At 71.7% G+C, this 25,594-nt stretch carries 20 protein-coding genes; 10 read left to right on the plus strand and 10 right to left on the minus strand.

What is annotated here, in order from left to right:
- The first annotated feature begins 44 nt into the window (after positions 1–44).
- A complete protein-coding gene (locus KUM03_RS17815) occupies positions 45–1,226 on the plus strand; it encodes a D-alanyl-D-alanine carboxypeptidase family protein (RefSeq protein ID WP_217249974.1) in 1,182 nt (393 codons plus the stop codon).
- Between the two features lie 48 nt (positions 1,227–1,274).
- On the opposite strand, the gene KUM03_RS17820 is transcribed toward KUM03_RS17815, so the two are convergent.
- On the minus strand, positions 1,275–2,207 hold the full coding sequence (locus KUM03_RS17820; protein WP_217249976.1) for a glutaminase: 933 nt from the start codon (positions 2,205–2,207) through the stop codon (positions 1,275–1,277).
- 129 nt (positions 2,208–2,336) lie between these two features.
- On the opposite strand from KUM03_RS17820, the gene KUM03_RS17825 reads away from it, so the two are divergent.
- Positions 2,337–3,395 (plus strand): acyl-CoA desaturase, encoded by a 1,059-nt coding sequence (locus KUM03_RS17825; RefSeq protein WP_217249978.1) that lies wholly within the window; start codon positions 2,337–2,339, stop codon positions 3,393–3,395.
- A 30-nt stretch (positions 3,396–3,425) separates the two neighbouring features.
- Here KUM03_RS17825 and KUM03_RS17830 read toward each other — a convergent pair whose 3' ends face one another.
- Positions 3,426–4,262, minus strand: a complete 837-nt coding sequence (locus tag KUM03_RS17830) for an undecaprenyl-diphosphate phosphatase (RefSeq protein WP_217249980.1) — start codon at positions 4,260–4,262, stop codon at positions 3,426–3,428.
- Positions 4,263–4,434: 172 nt separating this feature from the next.
- Here KUM03_RS17830 and KUM03_RS17835 point away from each other — a divergent pair, with 172 nt between their 5' ends.
- A complete protein-coding gene (locus tag KUM03_RS17835; protein ID WP_217249982.1) occupies positions 4,435–4,842 on the plus strand; it encodes a MarR family winged helix-turn-helix transcriptional regulator in 408 nt (135 codons plus the stop codon).
- A 3-nt stretch (positions 4,843–4,845) separates the two neighbouring features.
- On the opposite strand, the gene KUM03_RS17840 is transcribed toward KUM03_RS17835, so the two are convergent.
- Complete coding sequence (locus tag KUM03_RS17840) at positions 4,846–5,247, minus strand: SseB family protein (protein ID WP_217249984.1); 402 nt, start codon at positions 5,245–5,247, stop codon at positions 4,846–4,848.
- Positions 5,248–5,453: 206 nt separating this feature from the next.
- On the opposite strand from KUM03_RS17840, the gene KUM03_RS17845 reads away from it, so the two are divergent.
- Both KUM03_RS17845 and KUM03_RS17850 read left to right on the plus strand, forming a co-directional pair.
- Positions 5,454–5,786, plus strand: coding sequence for a DUF2795 domain-containing protein (locus KUM03_RS17845; RefSeq protein ID WP_217249986.1), 333 nt, complete (start codon positions 5,454–5,456; stop codon positions 5,784–5,786).
- A gap of 128 nt (positions 5,787–5,914) precedes the next feature.
- On the plus strand, positions 5,915–7,360 hold the full coding sequence (locus KUM03_RS17850; protein WP_217249987.1) for a glyceraldehyde-3-phosphate dehydrogenase: 1,446 nt from the start codon (positions 5,915–5,917) through the stop codon (positions 7,358–7,360).
- 64 nt (positions 7,361–7,424) lie between these two features.
- On the opposite strand, the gene KUM03_RS17855 is transcribed toward KUM03_RS17850, so the two are convergent.
- From KUM03_RS17855 to KUM03_RS17880, 6 genes are all read right to left on the minus strand, one after another.
- Entirely contained in the window at positions 7,425–8,105 is a 681-nt protein-coding gene (locus KUM03_RS17855) for an N-acetylmannosamine-6-phosphate 2-epimerase (protein ID WP_217249989.1), read from the minus strand.
- A complete protein-coding gene (locus tag KUM03_RS17860) occupies positions 8,102–9,064 on the minus strand; it encodes an ROK family protein (RefSeq protein ID WP_308406350.1) in 963 nt (320 codons plus the stop codon). Before KUM03_RS17860 ends, KUM03_RS17855 begins: the two co-directional genes overlap by 4 nt.
- A gap of 26 nt (positions 9,065–9,090) precedes the next feature.
- Positions 9,091–10,050, minus strand: coding sequence for a dihydrodipicolinate synthase family protein (locus KUM03_RS17865; protein ID WP_217249993.1), 960 nt, complete (start codon positions 10,048–10,050; stop codon positions 9,091–9,093).
- Positions 10,051–10,143: 93 nt separating this feature from the next.
- A complete protein-coding gene (locus KUM03_RS17870) occupies positions 10,144–11,622 on the minus strand; it encodes an exo-alpha-sialidase (RefSeq protein WP_217249995.1) in 1,479 nt (492 codons plus the stop codon).
- A gap of 26 nt (positions 11,623–11,648) precedes the next feature.
- On the minus strand, positions 11,649–12,671 hold the full coding sequence (locus KUM03_RS17875; RefSeq protein WP_217249998.1) for an acetylxylan esterase: 1,023 nt from the start codon (positions 12,669–12,671) through the stop codon (positions 11,649–11,651).
- Positions 12,672–12,911: 240 nt separating this feature from the next.
- Positions 12,912–13,664, minus strand: a complete 753-nt coding sequence (locus tag KUM03_RS17880) for a FadR/GntR family transcriptional regulator (protein WP_374225339.1) — start codon at positions 13,662–13,664, stop codon at positions 12,912–12,914.
- 185 nt (positions 13,665–13,849) lie between these two features.
- On the opposite strand from KUM03_RS17880, the gene KUM03_RS17885 reads away from it, so the two are divergent.
- From KUM03_RS17885 to KUM03_RS17905, 5 genes are all read left to right on the plus strand, one after another.
- The gene (locus tag KUM03_RS17885; protein ID WP_217250002.1) at positions 13,850–15,403 is read left to right on the plus strand and encodes an ABC transporter substrate-binding protein; all 1,554 of its coding nucleotides are present in this window, start codon (positions 13,850–13,852) and stop codon (positions 15,401–15,403) included.
- A 107-nt stretch (positions 15,404–15,510) separates the two neighbouring features.
- Positions 15,511–16,461, plus strand: coding sequence for an ABC transporter permease (locus KUM03_RS17890; protein WP_217250004.1), 951 nt, complete (start codon positions 15,511–15,513; stop codon positions 16,459–16,461).
- Complete coding sequence (locus KUM03_RS17895; protein ID WP_217250006.1) at positions 16,461–18,440, plus strand: dipeptide/oligopeptide/nickel ABC transporter permease/ATP-binding protein; 1,980 nt, start codon at positions 16,461–16,463, stop codon at positions 18,438–18,440. The genes KUM03_RS17890 and KUM03_RS17895 overlap by 1 nt, the downstream gene beginning before the upstream one ends.
- Positions 18,437–19,456 (plus strand): ABC transporter ATP-binding protein, encoded by a 1,020-nt coding sequence (locus KUM03_RS17900; protein WP_254399484.1) that lies wholly within the window; start codon positions 18,437–18,439, stop codon positions 19,454–19,456. The genes KUM03_RS17895 and KUM03_RS17900 overlap by 4 nt, the downstream gene beginning before the upstream one ends.
- Before the next feature lie 93 nt (positions 19,457–19,549).
- Positions 19,550–21,805, plus strand: a complete 2,256-nt coding sequence (locus KUM03_RS17905) for a PI-PLC domain-containing protein (RefSeq protein ID WP_217250009.1) — start codon at positions 19,550–19,552, stop codon at positions 21,803–21,805.
- 48 nt (positions 21,806–21,853) lie between these two features.
- On the opposite strand, the gene KUM03_RS17910 is transcribed toward KUM03_RS17905, so the two are convergent.
- Positions 21,854–25,237 (minus strand): CARDB domain-containing protein, encoded by a 3,384-nt coding sequence (locus KUM03_RS17910; RefSeq protein ID WP_217250011.1) that lies wholly within the window; start codon positions 25,235–25,237, stop codon positions 21,854–21,856.
- Between the last annotated feature and the right edge of the window lie 357 nt (positions 25,238–25,594).

Consider the following 25,594-nt stretch of genomic DNA (forward strand, 5'->3'; position numbering starts at 1 on the left):
CCGGGCAGCGTGGCGGTCCGGAGGTCCGTTCCTACGTTTGCGGTATGACTATCGGATTCTCATCCCGGGCGGTTCGCTCCACCTGTGTGCTCTGCGCGGCCGGGCTGCTGACGCTCATGCCCGCGGCCGCGGCCGCCCGCGCACAACGGCCGGACCCCGGTCCGCCCGGCGGGTCACAGGCGGCGGCGCCCGGGCAGGGGCTCCTGTACCGCTCCGGTACCCAGGTCCGGCCCCTTCGGGGTGCGCCCGAGGTCCCCGATGTCTCCGCGCTGTCCTGGGTGGTGGCCGACGCCGGCACCGGCGACGTGCTGGCCGCGCACGACGCGCATCGCAAGCTGCCGCCGGCCAGCACCCTCAAGACCCTGTTCGCGCTCACGGTGCTGCCGGTCCTGCCGGGCGGCATCCGCCACGAGGTGAGCGCGGACGAACTGTCCGGCATCGGGCCCGGCAGCAGCCTGGTGGGTGTCGTCGAAGGGCATACGTACCGGGTCTCCGACCTGTGGAACGGCGTCTTCCTGAACTCCGGCAACGACGCGGTCCACGTCCTCGCCTCGCTCACCGGCGGCTGGCGCGCCACGGCCGCCCGGATGCAGGCCGAGGCCCGCGCCCTCGGCGCCCGCGACACCCACGTGCGCTCGCCCGACGGCTACGACGCGCCGGGACAGGTGTCGTCGGCGTACGACCTCGCGGTCTTCGGCCGGGCGGGCCTCAGGAACCCGGACTTCGCCCGGTACTGCGCGAAGGTCGACGCGATGTTCCCCGGCCGCGACGGGGACTCGTACGGGATCATGAACACCAACCGGCTGCTCACCGGGGCGGACGGTGTGGAGCCGTACCCGGGGCTGATCGGCATCAAGAACGGCTACACCAGCAACGCCGGCAACACGCTCATCGCGGCCGCCCGCCGCGACGGACGGACCCTGGTGGTGACCGTGATGAATCCGCAGGAGGGCGGCGGCCACGCCGTGTACGAGGAGGCCCGCGCCCTGCTCGACTGGGGCTTCGAGGCGGACGGCCGCGTCGACCCGGTGGGATCGCTGGTGCCCGCTTCCGCGCGCCCGCGGCAGGGCCCCGAGGCCGTGCCCGCGTCGGTCACGACGGCCCGGCCGTCACGGGACGACGCGGGCTGGGCGGAGACCGGTGCGATCGTGGGCGTCGCCGGACTCGGCGCGGGCGCCATGGCACTGGCCCTCAGGCTCAAGCTGGTCCGGGTGGAGAAGGACTGACGCCGCCACGGCTCCCCTCCCCCTTCCCCCAGAAGACCGAATGGCCCGTCAGAAGACCGAATGGCCCGTCAGCGTCGTGAAGCGGTCCAGGGCGGCGACCCCGGCCACCGAGTTGCCCCGCTCGTCCAGGCCGGGGCCCCACACGCACAGCGTGCAGCGGCCCGGCACGACCGCGATGATGCCGCCGCCGACCCCGCTCTTGCCCGGCAGGCCCACCCGGTAGGCGAAGTCACCGGCCGCGTCGTACGTCCCGCAGGTCAGCATCACCGCGTTGACCTGTTTGGCCTGACTGCGGCTCAGCAGCCGGGTGCCGTCGGCGCGGATGCCGTGCCGGGCCAGGAAACCGGTCGCCAGGGCCAGATCGGCGCACGAGGCGGCCACGGAGCACTGCCGGAAGTACTGCTCCAGCAGGACCGGCACCGGGTTGTCGATGTTGCCGTACGACGCCATGAAATGGCCGAGGGCGGCGTTCCGGTCGCCGTGCGCGGTCTCGGAGGCGGCGACCTCCTCGTCGTAGGTCAGGTCCGGGTTGCCGCTCTCCGCGCGCAGGAAGGCGAGCAGTTCGCCCGCCGCGTCGCCGGTACGGGTGTGCAGGCGGTCGGTGACGACGAGGGCGCCCGCGTTGATGAACGGGTTGCGGGGGATGCCGTTCTCGTACTCCAGCTGCACCAGGGAGTTGAACGGGTTGCCGGACGGCTCGCGGCCCACGTGCTCCCAGAGGGCGTCGCCCTCGCGGGACAGGTCGAGGGCGAGGGTGAACACCTTGGTGATGGACTGCGCGGAGAAGGGCTCGCGCCAGTCCCCCACCCCGTACACCGTGCCGTCCGGCTCGGCGACGGCCATGCCGAAGCGACGCGGGTCGCAGGCGGCCAGCGCCGGGATGTAGTCGGCGGGCCGGCCGCTGCCCGGGGTCCGCTCGATCTCCTCGGCGATGCGTTCCAGGACCGGCAGGAAGGTCGTCGGCGTACTCATGATCGCCATTGTCCACGCGGGCCCGTCCCGGCGCGCAGCGGCGGGGAGGACCCCAGGCCGGGGGTGGGGCTGGCCACACCCCCGGCTCGGGTGCCAACGCCATTCTGCGACCGGACGGCCGTTCACATACTGAAGTACATGGTCAATTCAACGGTGCTCGTCGAGAGCACGCCCGCGCGTGGACAGGAAAAGGGACGCGAGAAGGGGAGCGACTTTTCCGAACTCAACCGGCGTATGGCCGACGCGGGGCTGCTGCGGCGCCGCCCGCTGTATTACACGGTCCGCTTCGGCCTGGTCGCCCTGGCGCTCGCGGGCGGTGTCGCCGCCTTCCTCCTGCTGGGGGACAGCTGGAGCCAGCTGTTCGTGGCGGTGGGGACGGCCGTCGTCTTCGGCCAGCTCGGACTGGCCGCCCACGACCTCGCCCACCGGCAGGTCTTCACCCGCCGGCGCCCCAGCGAGACCGGCGGACTGCTGGTGGCGAACCTGCTGCTGGGCATGAGCTACGGCTGGTGGATGAACAAGCACACCCGCCACCACGCCAACCCCAACCACGAGGAGAAGGACCCGGACGTCTCACCCGACATCCTGGTCTGGTCCCGGGGCCAGGCGAGCCGGGCCAAGGGAATCCCGCGTTTCATCGGGAAGCACCAGGCCGCGCTGTTCTTCCCGCTGCTGACGCTGGAAGGGCTGAATCTCAGCTTCAACAGTTTCAAGGCACTGCGCAGCCCCTCCATGAAACGGCCGGTCCTCGAGGGCACACTGCTCGTCGCCCACTTCGTCCTGTACTTCGGCGGCCTGTTCACGGTTCTCTCCCCCGGCAAGGCGCTCGCCTTCATCGCCGTGCACCAGGGCCTGTTCGGGATCTACCTGGGCTCGGTCTTCGCCCCCAACCACAAGGGCATGCCGATGATCGAGGAGGGCACGCGGCTCGACTTCCTGCGCCGTCAGGTCCTCACCTCCCGCAACGTACGCGGGGGGTTCTTCGTCGACGCGTTCATGGGCGGCCTGAACTACCAGATCGAGCACCACCTCTTCCCCAGCATGCCGACCCCGGCCCTCGGCAGGGCCCAGGTCATCACCGAGCGGTACTGCGCCGAACTGGGCGTCCCGTACCACCAGACGGGGCTGCTGGCCTCGCACCGGGAGGCGCTGCGCCACATGAGGAGCGTCGGGGAGCCGCTGCGCAACGCCCGCTGAGTACCCGTGCGGTGTCCCGGCGTACCGCGGTCAGCTCTGCAGTACGCCGGTGCCGAGCAGCCCGAACAGCAGGAGGCCGACCGCGATCCGGTAGATCACGAACGCGTTGAAGGAGTGCTTGGCGACGAACTTCAGCAGCCAGGCGATGGAGGCGTAGGCCACCACGAAGGAGACGAGGGTGCCGACCGCCAGGGGTGCGGCGCTCGTCCCGGTGCCGAGGGCGTCCTTCAGTTCGTAGAGACCGGCGCCGGTCAGGGCGGGGATGCCGAGGAAGAAGGAGAGCCGGGTCGCGGCCACCCGGTCCAGGTCGAGCATCAGGGCGGTGGACATGGTGGCACCGGAGCGGGAGAAGCCGGGGAAGAGGAGGGCGAGGATCTGGGAGCCGCCGACCAGCATCGCGTCCTTGAAGGAGGTGTCGTCCTCCCCCCGCTTGTGCCGGCCGGTCCGGTCGGCCACCCACATCACGCCGCTGCCGACGATCAGCGAGCCGGCGACCACCCACAGCGAGGCCAGCGGGCCCTTGATCAGTGGCTTGGCGGCCAGGCCCACGAGCACGATCGGGATCGTCGCCGCGATGACCCACCAGGCGAACTTGTAGTCGTGGTGGTAGCGCTCCTCACGGTCGGTCAGCCCGCGCAGCCAGGCCGAGACGATCCGCGCGATGTCCCTGCGGAAGTAGACGAGTACGGCGGCGATCGCGCCGACCTGGATGACCGCCGAGAATCCGATGACGGCGTCGTCGTCGACGGGGATGCCCATCAGCCCTTCGACGATCTTGAGGTGGCCGGTCGAGGAGACCGGGAGGAACTCGGTCACCCCCTCGACGGCTCCGAGGACGACGGCCTGACCGATGCTGATGGCGCTCATGGCATCCATGTCCTACTACACGCGGTGAGCGGCTCCCCGTCACCGCCGGAGCGCGTCGGCCTCCGTCACCCCCGTGAGCGCCGCTCCCAGGCCTCCTTGCCCCCGGACTCGCACTTGCGCGCGCACTGGTTGCACGGGAAACGAACCGTGGTTCCGGTGTTACCGTGCAGACATGGCAGCCAGGACAGCCGGTGCGCGGCTCGAGGAACGGTGGCGGGAGATCCTCTCGGTGCACGCGCGCACGCTGTGCGAGATCGACCGCGTGCTGCACCCGCACGGTCTGGGCGCGAGCGACTTCGAGGTGCTCGACATCCTCGCGACCGAGGGGCCCGAGGAGGGCTCGCAGTGCCGGGTGCAGAACCTCGTCGGCCATGTCCACCTGAGCCAGAGCGCGCTGTCGCGCCTCATCGCCAGACTGGAGAAGGACGGGCTGGTGGTGCGCTCGATGTGCGCGGAGGACCGGCGCGGTGTGTACGTCGCCCTGACCCGCAGGGGCCGCGACCTGCACGCGGAGGTGCTGCCGCTGCAGCGGGCCGTACTGGCCCGCATGCTCGGCGACGACGCGGGTTCTCCGCTCTAGGGACTAGGGGCGGGCCAGCAGGGTGCGTACGCCGTCCGACGTGAGCGTGAGGCGGTGCTCGGAGCCGGCGTCGATGGACAGCGACAGGTCGTCGGCCGGCCACTGCGCGGCGAGGGCGCCCAGCGGCACCATGCGGTAGCGGGAGACGTACGGCAGCAGGTCCGCCATCTGGAGCTCGGACGTGAAGACCGGCACCACCTGCCGGCCCCCCTGCTGTTCCAGTACCGGAAGCGCGAGCATCCCCGGATCGGCGGCGTCCTGTTCGTTCGCGTCGTCGGGGACGGGGACGAGGACGTCGCTGCTCGCGAGCGTGTCGAGCGCCGCCGTGTCCTCGGTGTTCTCGGCAAGGGCGTCCAGCGCGCGCTGGGCGGGCGAGACGGAGTTGTCGTTCGCGGGTGTTTCCATGACAGATCCCTGGTCGCGGCAGTGGGGTTCCCGCCTCGAATGATCGGCGCGGGGGCGGTCCAGCCTCGCGTACCCGATCGCCCAGGCCGCAATCCTGTTCGACGATTCGCCCGGAATGTGAGGAGTGGGGCCCGGGGGTTACCCGGAGGTTCCGAACGCCCCCGCAGGCCCCACAGGGGCCGAGCCACGGACCGGGAGAAGGCCTCATGTCCCACAGCACCAGCGCCCGAGAGGTGGCCGACGCCATCAAGGACGTCGACTTCCCCGCGGGCAAGGACGATCTGATCCGGGCGGCCCGCGAGGCGGGCGCGTCGCAGGACGCCGTCGCCGCGCTGCGCGGCATACCGCCCGAGAGCTACGCCAACCGCGAGGAGGTGGCCCGGTCGGTGCGCGTGGACCCCGCCTCCGACCTCGGCACGTCCCCCGCGCAGCGCGCCGAGCAGGCCCGTGCGGGCGGGAAGCCCGGCCAGTCGCAGCACCTGCGCGAGGTGCCGAAGCCGCCCGTGGAGGAGGAACTGGACCGCGGCCGGGACCGCTGACGACCCGGTGCGGGGCGGGAGCAGGGGGCGCCGCGACCCGATCATCTGATCACAGGGTGGCCCACTTGATCGATCATAAGGGCGATGGGGTTAGCATATGAGCGCCGCCTAGCTCGAAAGATAGAGACGTGACTGTCAACGACGACTCGTTCACCAACTGGAAGAACCGCGAGGAGATCGCGGAGTCGATGATCCCGATGATCGGGAAGCTGCACCGTGAGCGGGACGTCACCGTCCTGCTGCACAGCCGCTCCCTGGTGAACAAGTCGGTGGTCAGCATCCTCAAGACCCACCGCTTCGCCCGGCAGATCGCCGGCGCGGAGCTGTCGGTCACCGAGACGATGCCCTTCCTGCGGGCCCTCACCACGCTCGACCTCGGCCCCTCGCAGATCGACATCGGCATGCTCGCCGCGACCTACAGGAGCGACGACCGCGGGCTGTCGGTGGAGGAGTTCACCGCCGACGCCGTCGCCGGGGCCACCGGCGCCAACAAGATCGACCGTGGCGAGGGCCGCGACGTCGTCCTGTACGGCTTCGGCCGCATCGGCCGGCTCGTCGCCCGTCTGCTCATCGAGAAGGCCGGCTCGGGCAACGGCCTGCGCCTGCGCGCCATCGTCGTCCGTGGCGGCGGCGAGCAGGACCTCGTCAAGCGCGCCTCGCTGCTGCGCCGCGACTCGGTGCACGGCCAGTTCCAGGGCACGATCACCGTCGACGAGGACAACAGCACCATCCTCGCCAACGGCAACGCCATCAAGGTGATCTACGCCGACGACCCGACGCAGGTCGACTACACGGCGTACGGCATCAAGAACGCCATCCTCATCGACAACACCGGCAAGTGGCGCGACCGCGAGGGCCTGTCCAAGCACCTGCGCCCCGGCATCGACAAGGTCGTGCTGACCGCGCCGGGCAAGGGCGACGTCCCCAACATCGTGCACGGCGTCAACCACGACACCATCAAGCCGGACGAGCAGATCCTGTCCTGCGCGTCCTGCACCACCAACGCGATCGTCCCGCCGCTGAAGGCGATGGCTGACGAGTACGGCGTGGAGCGCGGCCACGTGGAGACCGTCCACTCGTTCACCAACGACCAGAACCTGCTGGACAACTACCACAAGTCGGACCGCCGCGGCCGCAGCGCGCCGCTGAACATGGTGATCACGGAGACGGGTGCCGCCTCCGCCGTCGCCAAGGCCCTCCCGGACCTCAAGGCGAAGATCACCGGTAGCTCGATCCGCGTCCCCGTGCCGGACGTCTCGATCGCGATCCTCAACCTCCAGCTCGCCCGCGAGACCACCCGCGAGGACGTGCTCGACCACCTGCGCGAGGTGTCGCTGACCTCGCCGCTCAAGCGCCAGATCGACTTCATCAGCGCGCCCGACGCGGTCTCCAGCGACTTCATCGGCTCGCGCCACGCCTCGATCGTGGACGCCGGCGCGCTCAAGGTCGAGGGTGACAACGCCATCCTCTACCTCTGGTACGACAACGAGTTCGGCTACTCCTGCCAGGTCGTCCGCGTCGTCCAGCACGTCTCCGGGGTGGAGTACCCGACGTACCCGGCTCCGGCGGTCTGATCGCCGCAGTACGTGGAAAGGGGCGGTGGGAGGTTGTCTCCCGCCGCCCCTCGCGCACGCCGGGTCAGGACGTGAGGCCGTCCACGAACAGCCGGGTCAGCGCGGTCGGCGCCGTGATGGCGGTGCCGACGACGACGCTGTGCGCGCCCGCCGCGAGGGCCTGCGCGGCCTGCTCCGGCGTGGCGATCCGGCCCTCGGCGATCACCGGGGTGGCGAGCGCCCCGGCGAGGTCGGTCACCAGGGCCAGGTCCGGGGCGGTCTGGACCGGCGAGCCCGGCACGTAGCCGGACAGGGTGGTGCCGACGAAGTCGGCTCCCTCGGCGGCCGCCGTCCGCCCCTCGCCGAGCGTCGACACGTCGGCCATGACCTGGGCGCCCGCCGCGTGGACGGCCTCGACGAGTTCGGCGAAGGTGCTTCCGTCGGGGCGTGGGCGGGCGGTGGCGTCGGCCGCGACGACCGCGGCGCCCGCCTCCACGAGGGCGAGCGCGTGGCGCACGGTCGGGGTGATGAAGACGCCGCTGTCGCCGTCCTTCCACAGGCCTATCACCGGGAGGTCGACGGCCGCGACCGTGGCGGCTACGACCTCCGGGGCGTTGACGCGTACGGCCGCCGCGCCGCCGTCGCGTGCCGCGAGGGTCATCCGGACCAGGGTGTCGGTGTGGCGCATCGGGTCTCCGGGCGGGGCCTGGCAGGAGACGATCAGGCGGCCGGCCAGGGCTGCGGCCAGGGGCGGGGCCGGGGTCATGTGGCAGCTCCCGTGGTGTGAGGGTGGTGCAGGGGCAGGGTGCGGGTCAGCGCGGCCGCTCCGAGGACGGCTGCGTCGGCTCCGCCGTGCGGCGGCACCGGGCGCAACGCCCGCAGCGGGGGCATGAGTTCCGCGGTGAACGCCGCGCACAGGGCGTCCCAGTACAGGGCGCCGATGCGGGGCACGCCGCCGGCGACGGCGACGCGGTGCGGGCCGAGGGCGTTGGCGAGGCCGCCCAGGGCACGGCCGGTGGCGCGGGCGCCGAGCGTGATGGCCGACGTGGCGTGCGGGTCGCCGTCGGCGGCGCGTTCGGCCACGGTCTGGAGCCGGTCGGCCCGCCGCCCGCCGAGCCGGGTGTAGTGGGCGGTGATGGCGGGGCCGGCCGCGATCGCCTCCAGGTGGCCGGTGGCCCCGCAGGTGCAGGGCAGTCCGTCCGCCTCCGGGCTCGGCAGGTGGCCGAGGTGCCCGGCGATTCCGGCGGCGCCGTGCAGCATGCGTCCAGACGCGGCGACGGCGCCGCCGACGCCGGTGCCGACGGCCGCGTAGACGAGGGTGGCGTCGTCGCCGAGGCCGGCGAGTTCCGTCGCGGCGGCGGCGCGTACGTCGTTGTCGCAGGCCACGGGCGCGCCGGTGCGGATGGCGAGGCCGGCGGCCAGGGCGGTGCCGGCCCAGCCGCGGATCGTGTCGGTGGCGCTGGTGACGGTTCCGGCGGCGGGGTCGATGACGCCGGCCGCGGCGACGCCGATCGCCGCCGTGCCGGGCGCCCACACCTCGCGGGCGGCCCCGGCCAGCGCGTCGAGCACCGCCTCCGCGCCCTCCGCCGCCGGGGTGGGCACCGTATGCCGGGCCAGGACGGTGCCGTCGGCCGCGACCAGGGCGGCGGCGATCTTGGTGCCGCCGAGGTCGAGGCCGATCACCGGCGCGTCGGGGGTCCGTTCGTTGAGGTGGCGTCCGTTCACGTGCCGTCCGTTCACGTGCCGTCCGTTCATCGGACGGGCAGCAGCCCGGCGCCGCGCAGGTGCCGCTCGACGTGGGCCACCGACGCCTCGCCCAGCTGGATCTGCGGCGCGGCGGTCGTGCCGTGCGTGAACACCCCGAGCAGGCGCAGCGCGTGCTTGAAGGCGCCGATGGCCGAGGAGTTGCGGCCCATCTCGGCCTCGGGGCCCGCGTCGACCAGTCCGAACAGCTCGACGAGCCGCTCCTGTTCCTTCACGGCGCGATCCAGGTCGCCGCCGCGTACGGCGTCGTAGAGACGGACGTACCCGGCGGGGTCGACGTTGCCCAGGCCGGGGACGACACCGTCGGCGCCGGCCAGCAGGGCGGCGTCCACGGTCAGTTCGGAGCCGGTGAGGATGCTGAAGGAGGGGGCCGGGCCGTCGGTGCGTCCGTGGCGTCCGCCGAGTTCGACGATCAGGCGGCGCAGGCCGCCCTCGTCGCCGCTGCTGTCCTTGAGGCCGGCCAGGGTTCCGTCCACGGCGAGGTCGCGCACCAGGGCGGTGGAGAGCTTGCTGTGTACGGAGACGGGCAGGTCGTAGGCGTACAGGGGCAGGTCGACGGCCGAACGGACCGCGCGGAAGTGGCCGGCGATCTCACGCGGGTGCGTGCGGGCGTAGAAGGGCGCGGTCGACACCAGGGCGTCGGCGCCCGCCTTCCGGGCGGCGTCGGCGTGCTCGAGGACCCGGGGCGTGGTCGTGTCGATGGCGCCGGCCAGCACGGGCACCCGCCCGGCGACAGCCTCGACGACCGTCTCCAGGGCGATCGCCCGCTGCCGGTCGGTGAGGAAGGCGACCTCGCTGCTGGAGCCCAAGGCGAACAGCCCGTGCACTCCCCCGCTGACGAGGTGCTCGACGAGCCGGGTGAGCGAGGCGGTGTCGACCTCGCCCGACGCATCCAGGGGGGTGCAGACGGGCGGCACGACGCCGCGCAGGGGCTGGGACGAGGACATGGTGTCTCCTGGGGCTTGCGAGTGGTGGTACGGGGTGGGACGGGCCGCCCGCCGCCGCGTCGTGGGCGGGCGTGCGGGCGGCCCGTGGCCTGGCTACGGCGAGGTGACGGTGAGCGTCGAGTCGCCGTAGGAGTACTGGTTGCCGCGGACCTCGTAGGTCGCGGTCGTCGTCACGCTGCCCGCGGTGGCGTTCGCGGGGACGGTGACGGGGATCCTGACGTTGGCGCCCTGGCCGGGGTTGAGGGCGGGCATGGTGACCTCGGGGGCGCTCCAGCCCTGGGGCAGCTTCAGGGAGACCGTGCCGGCGGGGAGCCGCACGTCGTTCTGGCTGACGACGCGCACGGTGACCTCCGTGGTCTTCCCGGCGGGCAGGGACGCGGGCGGCGTGACGGTGACGGGCGCGCAGACTCCGCCGAGCCACTTCAGGTCGAAGGACGAGTAGGTGATGTGCTTGTAGTCGTCCCGCTCCCACAGCAGGCCCATCCGCGCATTGGCCTCCGTGCCGTCGCCGAGCGGGGTGAGCGTCGAGTAGGCGGCCGAGCCGGCCTCGACGGTCTTGCGCACCGGCCAGTTCTGCCCGTTGTCGCAGGAGAGGCGGACGGTGAGGTTGCTGCGGCTGTTGGTGGTCGCGGTGTTGCTGAACATCAGCCAGGAGGCGCGCGGGTGGGAGGCCGGTACATCGGGGGCGAAGCGGGCGATGGAGCCGTTGTTGGCCGGGTCGGGCAGTTCCTTGTCCTGCTGGAACGGGGTGTAGGTGACGCCGCCGTCGGTGGAGTAGGCGATTGTGCGGTACGGCTTCGAACGGTTGTTGAGCATGACGCGGCCGTCGGAGAGCTCGACGGTCTTGTTCTCGTCGCCGCCCGGTCCGACGGGGGTGCCCATCCTCCAGGTGGCGCCGTGGTCGTCGCTGTAGGCACTGACCGCGTAGTTGGCGCCGTTGTGGCGGATGGCGTACTGCTGGATGAGGCGGCCCGCGTACTCGCCGTGCCGCAGCTGGATGCCCTCGCCGGAGGCCGCGAACATGCCGGCCCAGGCCGGGTTCTTGATCTCGGCGGTGATCCGCTCGTGCTTCCAGGTCAGTCCGTCGTCGTCGGAGTAGCTGTAGTCGGCCTGGAGGACATCCGGGTCGCTCTCGTCGTTGCCGGTCGCCGAGCCGAAGAAGCCCTGGTTCACGGAGGCCGCGTAGAAGAGGAAGATCCGCCCGGTCTCCCGGTCCACCAGGAGGCTGGGGTCGCCGTAGCCCTTGGGGGCGGCCTCCTTGCGGACGGTCTGCTGCGCCTGCCAGGTGGTGCCTCCGTCGGTGCTGCGCCGCACCACGACACCGATGTTGCCCGGCAGGTCGCCCAGGGTGGGCCGGGCGTCGTAGGCCGCGATCAGCGTGCCCTCGGTGGTCCGGGTCAGGGCGGGGATGCGGTAGTAGGGGGAGCCGGTGCCCGCGGTGGCGAGGTCTTCGGAGGTGAGCGTGCCGACGGCCGCCGCCCGCGCGGTGTCGGCGCCGTGTGCGGCGGGGACGGTGGCGGCCAGGACGGTCAGGGCGGCGGTGCCGATGGCCAGGGTGACTCTTCGCTGCATGAACAGGCCTCTTCTCGAGTGAGGGGTCAGGCGAGTCGGTGGTCGTGCAGTACGGAGAGAGCTGTGGGTGCCTCGGAGCGGGGAACGGTGAACAGCTCCCGCAACCAGGCGAGTTGTTCGCGCCGGTGGTGGCCGCCGCCGCCCTCGTGGCCGTTGAACTCGTAGACGCGCACGTCCTTGGGGCCGCCGTAGCGGTGGTAGGCGGCGAAGCACGTCGAGGGCGGGCAGATCTCGTCCATCATGGCGATGGAGAAGAGCGCCGGGGCCGAGGCGCGCGCGGCGAGCAGGGCCGCGTCGAAGTAGGAGAGCGTGGTGAGGACGGTTCCGGTGCGGTGGCGGTGCAGCCGCAGGTACTCCGCGATCTCGGTGTAGGGCGGCCGGGCGGCGACGGTCGCCGCGCGCCGTATGTCGCAGAGGAAGGGGACGTCGGGCAGCACGCCCGCCAGCCCGGGCAGCAGCCCGGCGACCGCGAGGGCGATGCCGCCGCCCTGGCTGATGCCGGTGACGACGACCTTCGACGGGTCGACGGACGGGTGGGCGAGGGCGGCCTCCACGAAGCGCACCGCGTCGGTGAAGACCCGGCGGTAGTAGTGGTCGTGGGGGCTTTCGACGCCGCGGGTGAGGAAGCCGGGGACGGTGCCGGTCAGGGCGGCGGTGTCGGGGGTGTCCCCGCCGGCCGTGGACCAGCCCTGGCCGCGGGTGTCCATGATGAAGTGCGCGTAGCCGGCGTTGGCCCACAGAACCTGCTCGTGCGCCAGGCCGCGACCGCGCCCGTAGCCGAGGAACTCGACCACGCAGCCGAGCGGACCGCTCGTCCGGACCGGCAGGTGCAGCCAGCCCCGGACGGGCTCGCCGGCGAAGCCCGGGACGGTCACGTCGTGGGTCGTCACCTCGGTGAGGCCGGTGTCCACGGGCGTGAAGCGGGCGGCGCCGCCCTGGGAGCGGGACTCCCGGAGGGTCCGGTCCCAGAAGGCGTCGAGGTCGGCGGGCTCGTCGAGGTCGGGCCGCAGTGCCAGGCACTCGGCGAGGGTGAGGTCCGTCAGTGGCATGAGTGGAGCCCCGGTGGGTGAGGCGTGCGCGCTGCGCAGCGCGAAGGTGCGGAAGGGGAGGAGGGAACGGGTCGGTCCGACCTCCGACGTCTCAAGAGCAGACGTCTGATGTCTGTTGTCCTGGGACACTAAAGATCCGGACGACGGCCGTCAAGTGCCCTTTCGAAGGCCGCCGGCTTGCGGCCGTACACAGAAGGCGCCCCCGCCACCGCGAGGGCGCCTCCGGGCCGGTCCGGTCGGTCAGCGGCGGGCGCGGGCCTCCGCGATCCGCTGCCGCACGGGCGCGTAGTGCTCCGCCAGCGCCTCCGCGAACTCGGCCGCGTCCCGCGCCCGCACCGCGTCCACGATCCGCTGGTGGTTGGCGATGGTGGCCGCCTCGTGCTCACGGGTGAAGACGTCGAGGTGCGGCGCGACGATGACGTAGACGTCCCAGAAAGCGGACGAGAGCTGTCCGACGAGGTCGTTGCCGAGCGGGGCGAGGAGCAGGGTGTGGAAGGCCCGGTCGGCCTCGACGAAGCCGTTCCCCTCCCCCGCGCCCGCCCTGCGCATCTCGTCGACGTGGGCGGCGAGGCGGTCGATCTGCTCGTCGCTCAGGGAGGTGACGAGCCGTTCGGCCATGCCCCGCTCGAACAGCTCGCGCACCTCGATGAGGTCGCTCATCACCTGGAAGTCGTCGTCGGGACTGAGCAGTCCCCGGAAGGCCAGGCTCTCCACCAGGGCGGACAGGCTCAGCCGTCCCACATAGGTGCCGTGTCCGTGCCGCACCTCGACGATGTCGAGCGCGGTCAGGATCCTGATCGCCTCCCGCACGCTGGAGCGGCTCGCGCCGAGCGCCTCGCACAGGGCGGGCTCGGTCGGCAAGGGGTCTCCCGGGCGCAGCTCGTTGCGCAGGATGTAGGCCTTGATTCCGTCCACGACTTCCTGCCGCAACGGTTGTCGCGCCGTCTTGGGCTCCGGCACCGAATGCCGAATCGCCCTTTGCCCCACCGCCACCTCTTGACCCCTCTCATTTGCCCAGCTACGTTCCCACGTTATCAAGCATCAGACATCAGACGTCTGATGCACTGTCGGTGAGGCGCCGACCACACTCGCCTCCTTCGGCTCGACCAACTCTCATCTCCCGCATGGAGGACTCCTTGTCCGCGCGCAGTGCAGCCGGCGTCGATCGCCGCACTTTCATGAGATACACGAGTGCCATCGGTGTGGCGACCGCGATCACCGCGGGGCTGTCGGCCTGCGGGGGCCCGGCCTCCAGCGGAGACGGTACCGGTGGTTCGGGCGGTGACGGCGACACCATCGAGGCCGGCATCGCCTACCCCCTGTCCACCGGCTTCGACCCGATGATCACCTCGGGTGCGACCCCGTACGCCGCCAACATGCACATCTTCGAAGGTCTGGTCGACCTCGACCCGGTCACGCTCGTGGCGCGGCCGACGCTGGCCACCGAGATGCCGAAGAAGATCAACGCGACGACCTACCGGGCCACCCTGCGCAAGGGCGCGACCTTCCACGACGGCTCCGCGGTCACCGCCGACGACGTGGTGTTCAGCTTCGAACGCGTCCTGGATCCGAAGAACGCCTCGCTGATGGCGCAGTTCGTCCCGTTCATCGACCGGGTCACCGCGGTCGACGCGTCGACGGTCGAGTTCAAGCTCAAGTACGCCTTCGCGCTCTTTCCCTCCCGGATATCCGTGGTCCGGATCGTGCCGAAGAAGATCGCGGGTGCCGACGCCAAGGCGTTCGACTCCAAGCCGGTCGGCTCCGGTCCGTACCGGTTCGTGTCGGCGGTCCGCGAGGACAAGATCGTCATGGAGAAGTACGACGAGTACAACGGCCCGCACCCCGCCAAGGCCAAGAAGATGGTCTGGCGCCTGATCTCCGACCCGTCCGCCCGGGTCAGCGCGCTCAAGTCCGGCCGGGTGCAGGCCATCGAGGACGTGCCCTACATCGACGTCAAGGGCTTCACCGGCCAGGACAAGGTGGAGTCCGTCCAGTCCTTCGGGCTGCTCTTCCTCATGTTCAACTGCGCCGACGCGCGCTTCGAGGACAAGCGGGTCCGGCAGGCCCTGCACTACGCACTCGACACCGATAAGATCATCTCGACCGCGCTGCTGGGCAACGCGGCGGCCGCCACCGGATACGTCCCGGCCACCCACCCCGACTACCACAAGGCCGCGACCGTGTACGCGCACGACCCGGCCAAGGCCAAGAAGCTCCTCGCCGAGGCGGGCGTGGACAAGCTGTCCTTCACCCTGATGCTCACCGACAACGGCTGGGTCAAGGACATCGCGCCGCTGATCAAGGAGAGCTGGGCGGCGGTCGGTGTCGACGCCTCGCTCGACATCCAGCAGTCCGCCGCGCAGTACGCCGAGATCGACAAGGGGAACTTCCACGCCCTGGCCGCGCCCGGCGACCCGTCCGTCTTCGGCAACGACGCCGACCTGCTGCTGCGCTGGTTCTACTACGGCTTCTGGCCGGAGAACCGCTACGGCTGGAAGGGCACCCCCGCCTACAAGCGGGCCAAGTCGCTGCTCGACAAGGCCGCGGCGGAGCCCGACGCCGGCAAGCGCAAGGAGCTGTGGGGGCAGGTCACCGACCTCGTCGCCGACGAGGCCGCCCTCTACCCGGTCCTGCACCGCAAGCTGCCCACCGCCTGGCGGGAGGGCACCCTGACCGGGTTCGAGCCGCTGCCCACCACCGGCCTGTCCTTCATCGACGTCGGCCGCGCCTGAGCCCGTACGCCCAGGCCGCCGGGCCGCCGCCGCACCGCACCGCACCGCACCGCACCGCACCGCACCGGTCGGCGGTGGCCCCCGGCCCAATCCCTAGGAACCTCACGATGGTTGCATTCCTCCGGCTCGCGCTGCGCCGCGTCGCGATGATGCCGGTGATGGTCCTCGGCATCGCGCTGCTGGTCTTCGTGGTCCTCCAGTTCTCGCCGACCGACCCCGCGTACAACGCGCTGGGAGAGTCGGCGAGCCCTGAGGCACGGGCCGCGTTCGCCGAGGCCAACGGACTCGACGACCCCCTGCCCGTGCGCTACTTCGCCTTCCTGGGCGATCTGCTGCGGGGGGACCTCGGCGTCACCATGTCGCCCAGCCAGCCCGTCACCGACCGGATCGCCACCGCGTTCCCGCTCACCCTGCAGCTGACCCTGCTCGGGCTCGCGCTGGCCGTCGTGCTGGCGCTGGTCTTCGGCGTCCTGAGCGCCGTCTACCGCGACCGCTGGCCCGACCAGGTCTTCCGGGTGCTGTCGATGGCCGGCATCGCCCTGCCCTCGTTCTGGCTCGGTGTGCTGCTCATCCAGCAGTTCGCGCTGAACATGCCGCTCTTCCCGACCGGTGGCTACGTCAATCCGGCCGACTCCTTCACCGGCTGGCTGGAGAGCATGGCGCTGCCCGCGGTGTCGCTGGCCCTTCCCGTCGCCTCGTCGCTGGCCCGGCTGATCCGCACCTCGATGGTCACCGAACTCGACCGCGACTACGTCCGCACCGCCCGGGGCAGCGGCCTGCCGCCGTTCCTGATCATCCGCTCGGTGCTGCGCAACGCCCTGGTCACGCCGCTGACCGTGCTGGGCGTCAAGGTCGGTTACATGCTCAGCGGTGCCGTCGTCATCGAGGCGATCTTCGACCTGCCCGGCATGGGCAAGCTGATCCTCGAAGGCGTCAACGGAGGCGACGTCGGCCTGGTCCAGGGCACCGTGCTCACCATCGCCGTCGCCTTCCTCGTGGTCAACGTCGTCGTCGACCTGCTGTATCTGCTCGTCAACCCGCGCATCAGGACGGTGTGATGTTCGCTCCACGTTCCCTCGCCGGGCGGCTGGCCCGGCCCGGCACCCGCCTGCGCCGCCTACCCCTGTCCTCACGGATCGCCCTCGGCATCCTGCTGGTGGTCGTGCTGGGCGCGGTGTTCGCCCCGCTGCTCACCCAGGACCCCCTGGCCACCGGCATCCCCGCCCAGGCTCCGGGCTCCGACCACTGGTTCGGCACCGACCGGGCCGGCCGGGACGTGTTCGCCCGGGTCGTCCACGGTGCGCGCTACTCGCTCGTCATCGGTCTCGGCGCGACCCTGCTGGCGCTGGTCCTCGGTTCCGCGCTCGGCGCCCTGGCGGCCACCTCGCGCAAGCTCGCCGACGAGTCGGTGATGCGCACGCTCGACGTCGTGATGTCCTTCCCGCCGATCGCGCTGGCCGCCGTGCTCGTCGCCGTCTTCGGGCCCAGCGTCCCGGTCATCATCTTCACCATCGCCTTCGTGTACTCGCCCTCGCTGGCCCGCGTGGTGCGGGCCAACGTGCTGGAGCAGTACGGCGAGGACTACGTCGCCGCCGAGCAGGTGATCGGCGCGCGCCGCACCCACATCGTGGCCCGGCACGTCGCGGTCAACTGCGCGGCGCCGGTGCTGGTGTTCGCGACCGTCATGGTGGCCGACTCGATCATCTTCGAGGCGAGCCTGTCCTTCATCGGCGCCGGTGTGCAGGACCCCGACCCCAGCTGGGGCAGCGTGCTGGCCTACGGCCGGCAGATCCTGCTGTCGGGCGGCTGGTGGGCGACGCTCTTCCCGGGCCTGTGCGTCCTGATCACGGTGCTCGCGCTGAACGTCCTGTCCGAGGGCATGACGGATGCCGCCGCCTCGCCGGACAGGTCCCGCACCGGCGGCACCGACTCCGACGACGACCTCGCCGCCGCCTCGACGCCCGTGGCCGAGGGCGCCGACGTGGACGCCGCGCTCGCCGAACTGGCGGCCCGGCTCACGGCCGCGGAGCCCGCCGTCCCGCCGCTGCGCGAGGACGCGCCGGACCTGCTCGTCGTGCGCGACCTGTCCATCCGGTTCCCCGACCGCTACGGCGACACCCGCGTCGTCGACGGCATCTCCTTCACCGTCCGTGAGGGCGAGACGCTGGGGCTGGTCGGCGAGTCCGGCTGCGGCAAGTCCATCACCAGCCTCGCGATCATGGGCCTGCTGGCCCGCAACGCCGAGGCCGAGGGCGAGATCCGCTACCGGGGCCGCGACCTGCTGAAGCTGTCCCCGAAGGAACGCCGGGCGCTGATGGGCCCGGAGATCGCCATGGTCTACCAGGACGCCATGTCGTCCCTGAACCCGTCCGTGCTGATCGGCACCCAGCTGAAGTGGCTCACCTCCCGCGGCGGCACCCGCACCCCCGCCGAGCTGCTGGAGCTGGTCGGCCTCTCCCCCGAGCGCACCCTGCGCAGCTACCCGCACGAGCTGTCCGGCGGCCAGCGCCAGCGCGTGCTGATCGCCATGGCGCTCTCCCGCAGCCCCCGGCTGCTCATCGCCGACGAGCCGACCACCGCCCTCGACGTCACCGTCCAGGCCCAGGTCGTCGAACTGCTCATCAAGCTGCGTGACGAACTCGGCTTCGCGATGGTCCTGGTCTCCCACGACCTGGCCCTGGTCGGCGACCTCGCCCACCGGGTCGCGGTGATGTACGCCGGTCAGGTCGCCGAGGCCGGCGACACCCGGGCGCTGCTGACCGACCCGGCGCACCACTACAGCCGGGGGCTGCTCGGCTCGGTGGTCTCGCTGGAGTCGGGGGACGGGCGGCTGCACCAGATCCGCGGTGTCGTACCCGCGCCGAAGGCGTTCGGCGCCGGCTGCCGGTTCGCCTCGCGCTGCGCCGCCGCCACCGAGCTGTGCGCCACCACACCGCCGCCCGCCACCGACCGCGACGCCGGCCGGGACCACCTCTTCGCCTGCCACCACCCGGCGCCCGAGAAGCGGTCGGCCAAGTCGCTGGAGGGCGCCCGATGACCGCACCGGAGGACACCGCCATGGACCCCATCGTCCGGCTCGAGAGCATCCACGTACGGCACAAGGCCCGCAGCGGCGGCATCCTGCGCCGCGACGCGGTGCACGCCCTCACCGACGTCTCCCTGGAGGTGCGGCGCGGCGAGATCCTCGGCCTGGTCGGCGAGTCGGGCTGCGGCAAGTCGACGCTGGCCCGCGTGGTCACGGGGCTGCAGCGCCCGACCGAGGGACGGGTCCACTTCCGGGGCCGGGATCTGTGGAAGATGGGCGCCGCCGAGCGCCGTACCGAATTCGGCTCCGCCGTCGGTGTGGTCTTCCAGGACGCCTCCACCGCGCTGAACCCGCGGCTTCCGGTGCGGCGCATCCTGCGCGACCCGCTGGACGTGCACCAGCGCGGTACGCGCGACGAGCGGGAGCGGCGCGTCGAGGAACTCCTCGACCTGGTCGGCCTGCCCGGCCACACCCTGGAGGCACTGCCCGGCCAGCTCTCGGGCGGCCAGCGCCAGCGCGTCGCCATCGCCCGCGCGCTCGCCCTGGAGCCCGAGCTGATCGTCGCCGACGAACCCACCAGCGCGCTGGACGTGTCGGTGCGCGCCCAGATCCTCAACCTCCTGGTGGACCTGCGCGCCCGGCTCGGTCTGGGCATGGTGTTCATCTCCCACGACGTGCAGACGGTGCGCTACCTGGCCGACCGGATCGCCGTGCTGTACCTGGGCCGGGTCGTCGAGGAGGGCGCGGCCGCCGAGGTCGCCGGTGCCTCCCGGCACCCGTACACGGAGGCGCTGCTGTCGGCCACGCCGAGCCTGCTGGAGCGCCCCGAGCGGATCGTGCTGCACGGCCCGGTGCCGTCGGCGACCAACCCGCCCTCCGGCTGTCCCTTCCGCACCCGCTGCTGGAAGGCGGACGACGCGTGCGCCACCGCCTTCCCGGCGGCGACGGACGGCCCGGGCGATCACCGCTGGCACTGTGTGCATCCGCAGCGGAGCGACGCCGCTCAGGAGGTCCCGAGCGGGAGCTGACCCGCATCGGCCGACCGTGCCAGGGCATGAGTGTGATGGCGTACCACCCGTACGCCGTGTCGCACGACGGTCGGCCGAAACGAGAATGGGGTCATGGACGGACTGGTTCGGCGTTCCCCCTGGGTCGGGATGCTGATCTGGTGCGTGGCGGTGCTGAGCCTGTCCGTCCTGGCCGCGGCGGCGGTGGTGCGCAGCACCGTCCTCGACCCGAAGTTCTACTCCCAGGTGCTGGAGGACGAACGGGCCTATCAGCGCTTCTACGACGAGGTACTGGTCGACCCGGCCAGTACGCCGCTGACCCAGGAGCTCCTGGACCGGCTGCCCGTCCCGCAGTCGACCATCACCTCGAACCTCAAGGTGGTGATCCCGCCGGAGACGCTGCGGGCCATGGGCGACCGGCAGATCGCCGAGGTGATCCACTACCTGGAGGGGGACCGCGACCGGCTGCGGATCACGGTCGATCTGGAGCCCGTCGTGGCGAACGTCGAGCGGCTCAGCCAGGCCTACTTCGGTGACGCCGTCGCCGCCCTGCAACAGCGGTCCGAGCCCGACTTCCAGGCCTTCGTGCAGCGGCTGTCGGAACTGGCGGCGCAGGTGGTGGCGGGTGAGGCTCCGCTGGAGGGCCTGCCGTCGCTGCCGCTGTCCCACGGGCAGGCCGTCGCGGCGACCCAGGTGCTGATGCGCCTGGTGCCGGCGGACGCGCGCGCCGGGATCAGACCCACCGTGCAGGCGGCACTGGACCGCGGGGACGTGGCCGGGGCCCTGGCGTCGGTCGCGCCGGTCGCGCTGACGGACCAGGTCCGGGCGGCGGCCGCGGAGTTCCTGCGGGAGGCGCGGGAAGGCACCTGGGTCATCACGGTCGACGTCGACCCGACGCAGGAGGCGCTGGCCCCGGTGGACCGCGCCCGTTCCGTCACCCGCCTCTTCCAGGAGGTGGTGGAACCGGCGGCCGCGGTGCTGTGCGCCGCCGCGCTCACCCTGCTGTGGCTGTCCAGGCCCGGACCCGTCAGACGGCGGCTGATGCCGCTCGGGTGGGTGCTCGCGGCCGCCGCCTCGCTGACGGCCCTGACCGTGGCGCTGCTGCGTCTCATGCCGGTCGACGCCCTGTTCGGGACTCCGGCCTCGTGGCCCCCGTCGGCGGCGGAACTCCTCACGGACGTCCAGGCCACGGCCGTGGACCAGCTCCTGACGACCGCAGTGCTCGTCGCGGTGATCCTGCTCGCCGCGGGCGCCCTGCTGATCACCGTCGGGTGGGTGTGGGAGACCAGGCCCGGCATGCCGGTCCTCACCGATCCGCGGCACGGCCCGACGCTGACCTTCGCCGTCACGGCGTGCGCGCTGGTCGGCACGATGCTGGCGCCGGTGGCCGTCACCGGCTCCTCGCCGCGCATCTGCCAGGGCAGCGCCGAGCTGTGCGACGCCCGGTACGACGAGATAGCGCAGCTCGCGTCGCACAACGCGATGGCCACGACGGCGGACCGGTTCATCGGTCCCCTCCAGGACCCGGACATCGTCGGCCAGCTCGACGCCGGGGTGCGCGTCCTGCTCCTGGACACGCACCGCTGGGAACGGCCCGAGGAGGTCGCGGACCGGCTCAGCACCTCGGACTTCTCCCCCGCGCTGCGCCGGCGGCTCACCGAGATCCTGGAGCGGGTGAACCCTCCGGAGCCGGGCCTGTGGCTGTGTCACTCGGTGTGCGGGGCCGGGGCTCTGGAACTGGCGCCCACGCTGCGCCAGATCGGTGACTGGCTGCGGGCGAACCCCACGGAAATCGTCACGCTGATCCTCCAGGACGGGGTCGACGCCGTCGACAGCCAGGCCGCCTTCGAGCAGGCCGGGCTCTCGGACCTGCTGTACGAGCCGGACGCGGACCCGGACCGCCCGTGGCCGGAGCTGGGGGAGATGATCGACGAGGGGCGGCGGCTGGTCGTCTTCGCGGAGAAGGCCGACGGGCCCGCGCCGTGGTACCGCAACTTCTACCGGTACGGCATGGAGACGCCGTTCGCGTTCCGCAGCCCGGACGAGATGTCCTGCCTGCCGAACCGGGGCGGCACGGACAAGCGGCTGTTCCTGCTGAACCACTTCGTCACGGCCGGCGGCGGACGGCGGCTGGACGCCGGGACCGTCAACTCCCGGGAGCGGGTGCTGGAGCGGGCGCACAACTGCGAGCGGCAGCGCGGCAGGCCGGTGAACTTCATCGCGGTGGACTACGCGACGATCGGCGACGCGCTCGGCGCGGTCGAGGAGCTGAACGCCGAACGCCGCGAGGAGGACGGCCGCTTCCCCGTGGAGCGGTCGCCGGGAAGGCTCGGCGACGACGCGGTGATGGCCGCGTCGCCGAGGGAGTGAGGCGCGGGCCGGCGGGCCGCGGGCGGACCGCCGGCCGGTGCGCTGTTCCTAGCGGTTGATCTTGAACTGGGAGCCCGGCTCGATGCGTATGTCGTCCTCGGCCGAGTTGGTGATCGTGACGTCGGTCAGGGTGGCGCTGCCGCGGGCGCCGCCCATGGCGAGGATGCCCGATCCGTTGTTGGACTTGTCGATGCGGACGTTGTCGATCTTCACGTCCGGCATCGCTCCGCCTCCCGTCTTGAACTGGATGCCGTCGTAGGTCGAGTCGAGGATCTCGGTGTCCCGGATGGTGACGCCCGGGATGTCCTGGCCCTGCGCGAAGAGGGTGATGGCGCCGAACTCCTGCGCCTCGTTCCAGAACGCGCCGCCGGTGCGGTGCAGGGCGTTGTTCGCGATCAGGGTCTGCCCGGAGAAGGGCAGCGGGTCGTGGTCGGTGGCGAGCATGATGCCCGGGTAGTTCATCGTGTCGGAGATGACGTTGTTCTCGATCGTGTTGCCGTAGCCGCCGTAGATCGCGATGCCGTTGGCCCGCCACGGAAGCTGGATGGTGTTGTTGCGGAAGTGGTTGTCGTGGCCGACGTCCACCGAGGTGTCCTTGACGTACTTGCTGGCCCACACGGCGAGCGAGTCGTCGCCGGTGTTGCGGAAGGAGGAGTTGTAGACCGTGGAGTTGCGGGTGCCGTTGGCGAAGTTGATGCCGTCGGCGTAGGTGTTGCGGATCCGCATGCCGGTGAACTCCAGGCCGTCACCGGGGCCCCACAGCTCGGGGATGTTCGAGTAGTCGCGGCCGGCCCAGACACCGACGTTGGCGTGCTCGATCCACACGTTGCTGATCTTGGTGTCCTCGCCGAAGCGGCCGTTGAGGCCGACGCCGCCCTCGTGGTTGCCGTCGCCGCCGCGGATGGTGCCCGAGCCGAAGATGGCGAGGTCGGAGATCTGGGTGTTGTGGTCGATGTCGAAGCCGAAGTTGCCCTCGTGCGGGTGGTTGATGCCGCCGGCCTCGTGCGGCGGGGTCAGGGTGTACAGCTGGGAGTGCCACATGCCGGCGCCGCGGATGGTGACGTCCCGGATGCCGACCTGGTTGAACTGGCCGCGGTTCTGCGGATCGTCGGTGAGGATCTTCTGCTCCTGGCGCCACTGCCCGGCCGGGATCCACACGCAGGGGATGTCGCCGTTCTGGTCGGCGGTGACGGCCCGCTGGATGGCGTCGGTGTCGTCGAGTCCGTCACCGGGGACGGCACCGTACTCGGTGATCGGGACGCAGTTGTCCGGCTTGCTCTTCGGCGGCGCGACCTGCTCCAGGTCGATCAGGTCGATGACGTAGAAGGCGGCCGTGTCGCCCGCGTCGCGCTGGAGACGGAATTCGGTGCCCTGCGGGAAGGTGCGGTCCAGCAGCGCGTGGGACTCGTCGAACAGCCGCCGCGCGTCGGCGCCGGGCCGGTTGGTGAGGCCCTCGGGGTCGTCGGTGTCGCCGTACAGCCAGCTGTGCTTGGAGGACAGGGTCAGCTTCCGCACGAACTCGCCGTCCGCGTAGAGGCTGATCGTGGCCTCGGCTCCGCCGCCGCCGGGTGCGTCGGGGATGGAGTTGCGTACGACGATGGAGTTGGTGGGCGTGGTGGAGGTGAACTCGACGTGGTCGCCGGTGGAGTCGAGCCGGACGGACTTGCGGCCGGAGGACTCGGTGCCGAAGTTGGTGTGGCCGAAGGTGCGCTTGGCGTCGGTGGTGAGCAGGGTGCCCTCGTAGCGGCCGTTCTCCGCCTCGTACTCGGTGTACGGGACGGCGGCGCCGCGTCCGACGACGATGGACTTGGCGAGGACGTTGTTGTTCTCGTTGGTCTCGGTGACGACGCCGGTCGCGTCGGCGGTGGCGGTGAGCGTGGCGCCGCCGCTCGTCGCCTTCCAGGTGCCGCTGATCGGCACGTTGACGGTGGCGCCGGCGGCCACTTGGCCGGTCGTGCCGTTCAGGGTGGTGGAGCCGGCCTGGAGCCGGGTCACCGAACCCGCCTCGACGGCGCTGGTGCCGCGGTTGTGCACGGCGACGGTGAAGGTGACGGGCGCGCCCACGGCCGGATTGGCCGGGTCGGTGGTGATGGAGCGCACCTCCAGGTCGGGTCCGGGGGCCCGGTCGACGACCAGCCGGTCGGAGGCGGTGCGGCTGTTGTTGGTGTCGTCGAGTTCGGCGACCGTGTCCCGGGGGTCGGCCACGGCGGCTACGGCGTAGCTTCCGGCCGCGTGGGTGCCGGTGGCGATCTCCACCTCGGCGGACTCGCCGGGATCGAGTGCGGGCACCTCGGCGCTGCCGGCGGTGGCGCCCTCGACGGTGACCTCGGCCGTGGTGGCGGCCGAGGGTGCGGTCCCGGCGTTGCGGACGGTGGCGTTGACGGTGACCTCGTCCCGCTCCGAGGGGTCGGCGGGCGACCAGTCGAGGCCGGTGACGGTCAGGTCGGGCGCGGGCGCGGCGGCACCGACGACCTGGAACTCGGCGACCTGGCCGCCGGGTGCGCCGGTGTTGGAGAAGAACCTGAGCCGTACGTCGGACACGCGGCCGGTGACCGGGATGGTCACGGTGTTGTCCTTGCCGGGGCTGAAGGAGTAGTCGGCGCGGGCCCTCAGGGACGTGAAGTCGCTCTCGCCCTGCGCGCGGCCGAGCACTTGGATGCTCTGGGTCCGGGCGGACCAGATCGGGTCCGGGTTGAGCTTGACGACCACGGCGCTGACGTCGGCGTCGGCGCCGAGCTTCACGGTGAGGTCGGCGGGGTGGCCGGCGGCCTCCCAGTAGGTGGAGGTGGAGTCGTCGGTGGCGTTGGCCGCGACGTAGGAGTGGACCGACGAGGTGGCCTCGACCGGCTTGTTGCGGGCCAGGTTGGTGCCGGTGGGCGGTGGCTCGGTGACCACCTCGTCGCCGTAGACCTCCAGTTCGGAGAGCTGGGCCGCGTTCCAGCCGGTGTTGCCGGTGACGTGGACGCGGACGTAGCGCGTGTCGGCGGGCGCGTCGAGGTCGAGGGCGACGGTGTTGGCGCGGGCGGGGTCGAAGGCGCGTGACGCCGAGGCGTCGAGGGCGCGGAAGGTGGAGCCGTCGGTGCTGCCCTGGAGGGAGAGGGTCTGGCTGCGGCTCTCCCAGCCGGCGGGCAGTTTGAGGACCACCCGTTCGACATCGCGGGCCTCACCGAGGTCGACCTGCACCCACTGCGGGAAGGAACCGGCCGGGCCCTCCCAGTAGGTGGCCTGGGTGCCGTCGGTGGCGTTGCCGGCCGGGTACGCGCCGTGCGAGCCGCCCGCTGTGGCCGGGCGGCCGAGGGCGAGGTTCACGTCGGCGGCGGCCGTGGCGGCGTGCGCGCCGGCCGCGAAGGGCAGCGGGAGCAGCCCGACCGTCATCAGCCCGGTCACGACGGCGCCCGTCAGCGACCGTCGGCCGAGAGATCTCCATCTCATGGGGGTCCTCTTGTTCGGTGGGGAGTCGGGGAGCACGACAGGCCGGCAAGCAAAGGGGAAGCACCGACCATGCGCGTCAATTGAGCTGGACAGTCGATTCTTTGCGGAAAGTGCGTCATCAGGTTTCTAGCGTGTCACCTGTTTGTCAACGGTCCTCGTCACGACCGGATTTGATGCGCAAACTACTTGCACTGCTTGCGGTCGGCTTGCGTTGGCGTTGACCTGGGCATGTCGCGTCAGCATGTCCGGGCGACGCCGGTTCAACCTTGTACGGCACGCAAGTCGTGCACCGGGACGAGAAACAGAGAGGCCGGCCCGGCGCCCGTAGGCGTCGAGCCGGCCTCTGCCGGTGGGGGC

It is taken from the genome of Streptomyces sp. AC602_WCS936 (assembly GCF_019049125.1).
Taxonomy (GTDB): domain Bacteria; phylum Actinomycetota; class Actinomycetes; order Streptomycetales; family Streptomycetaceae; genus Streptomyces.

Bases quoted from the DNA above. Each gene is read 5' to 3' on its own strand.
- KUM03_RS17905 (WP_217250009.1), top strand. From the start codon at position 19,550: ATGGACGGACTGGTTCGGCGTTCCCCCTGGGTCGGGATGCTGATCTGG.
- KUM03_RS17855 (WP_217249989.1), bottom strand. From the start codon at position 8,105: ATGACCCCGGCCCCGCCCCTGGCCGCAGCCCTGGCCGGCCGCCTGATC.
- KUM03_RS17885 (WP_217250002.1), top strand. From the start codon at position 13,850: ATGAGATACACGAGTGCCATCGGTGTGGCGACCGCGATCACCGCGGGG.
- KUM03_RS17840 (WP_217249984.1), bottom strand. From the start codon at position 5,247: ATGGAAACACCCGCGAACGACAACTCCGTCTCGCCCGCCCAGCGCGCG.
- KUM03_RS17815 (WP_217249974.1), top strand. From the start codon at position 45: ATGACTATCGGATTCTCATCCCGGGCGGTTCGCTCCACCTGTGTGCTC.
- KUM03_RS17865 (WP_217249993.1), bottom strand. From the start codon at position 10,050: ATGTCCTCGTCCCAGCCCCTGCGCGGCGTCGTGCCGCCCGTCTGCACC.
- KUM03_RS17895 (WP_217250006.1), top strand. From the start codon at position 16,461: ATGTTCGCTCCACGTTCCCTCGCCGGGCGGCTGGCCCGGCCCGGCACC.
- KUM03_RS17830 (WP_217249980.1), bottom strand. From the start codon at position 4,262: ATGAGCGCCATCAGCATCGGTCAGGCCGTCGTCCTCGGAGCCGTCGAG.
- KUM03_RS17825 (WP_217249978.1), top strand. From the start codon at position 2,337: ATGGTCAATTCAACGGTGCTCGTCGAGAGCACGCCCGCGCGTGGACAG.
- KUM03_RS17835 (WP_217249982.1), top strand. From the start codon at position 4,435: ATGGCAGCCAGGACAGCCGGTGCGCGGCTCGAGGAACGGTGGCGGGAG.
- KUM03_RS17875 (WP_217249998.1), bottom strand. From the start codon at position 12,671: ATGCCACTGACGGACCTCACCCTCGCCGAGTGCCTGGCACTGCGGCCC.
- KUM03_RS17820 (WP_217249976.1), bottom strand. From the start codon at position 2,207: ATGGCGATCATGAGTACGCCGACGACCTTCCTGCCGGTCCTGGAACGC.
- KUM03_RS17910 (WP_217250011.1), bottom strand. From the start codon at position 25,237: ATGAGATGGAGATCTCTCGGCCGACGGTCGCTGACGGGCGCCGTCGTG.
- KUM03_RS17870 (WP_217249995.1), bottom strand. From the start codon at position 11,622: ATGCAGCGAAGAGTCACCCTGGCCATCGGCACCGCCGCCCTGACCGTC.
- KUM03_RS17890 (WP_217250004.1), top strand. From the start codon at position 15,511: ATGGTTGCATTCCTCCGGCTCGCGCTGCGCCGCGTCGCGATGATGCCG.
- KUM03_RS17845 (WP_217249986.1), top strand. From the start codon at position 5,454: ATGTCCCACAGCACCAGCGCCCGAGAGGTGGCCGACGCCATCAAGGAC.
- KUM03_RS17900 (WP_254399484.1), top strand. From the start codon at position 18,437: ATGACCGCACCGGAGGACACCGCCATGGACCCCATCGTCCGGCTCGAG.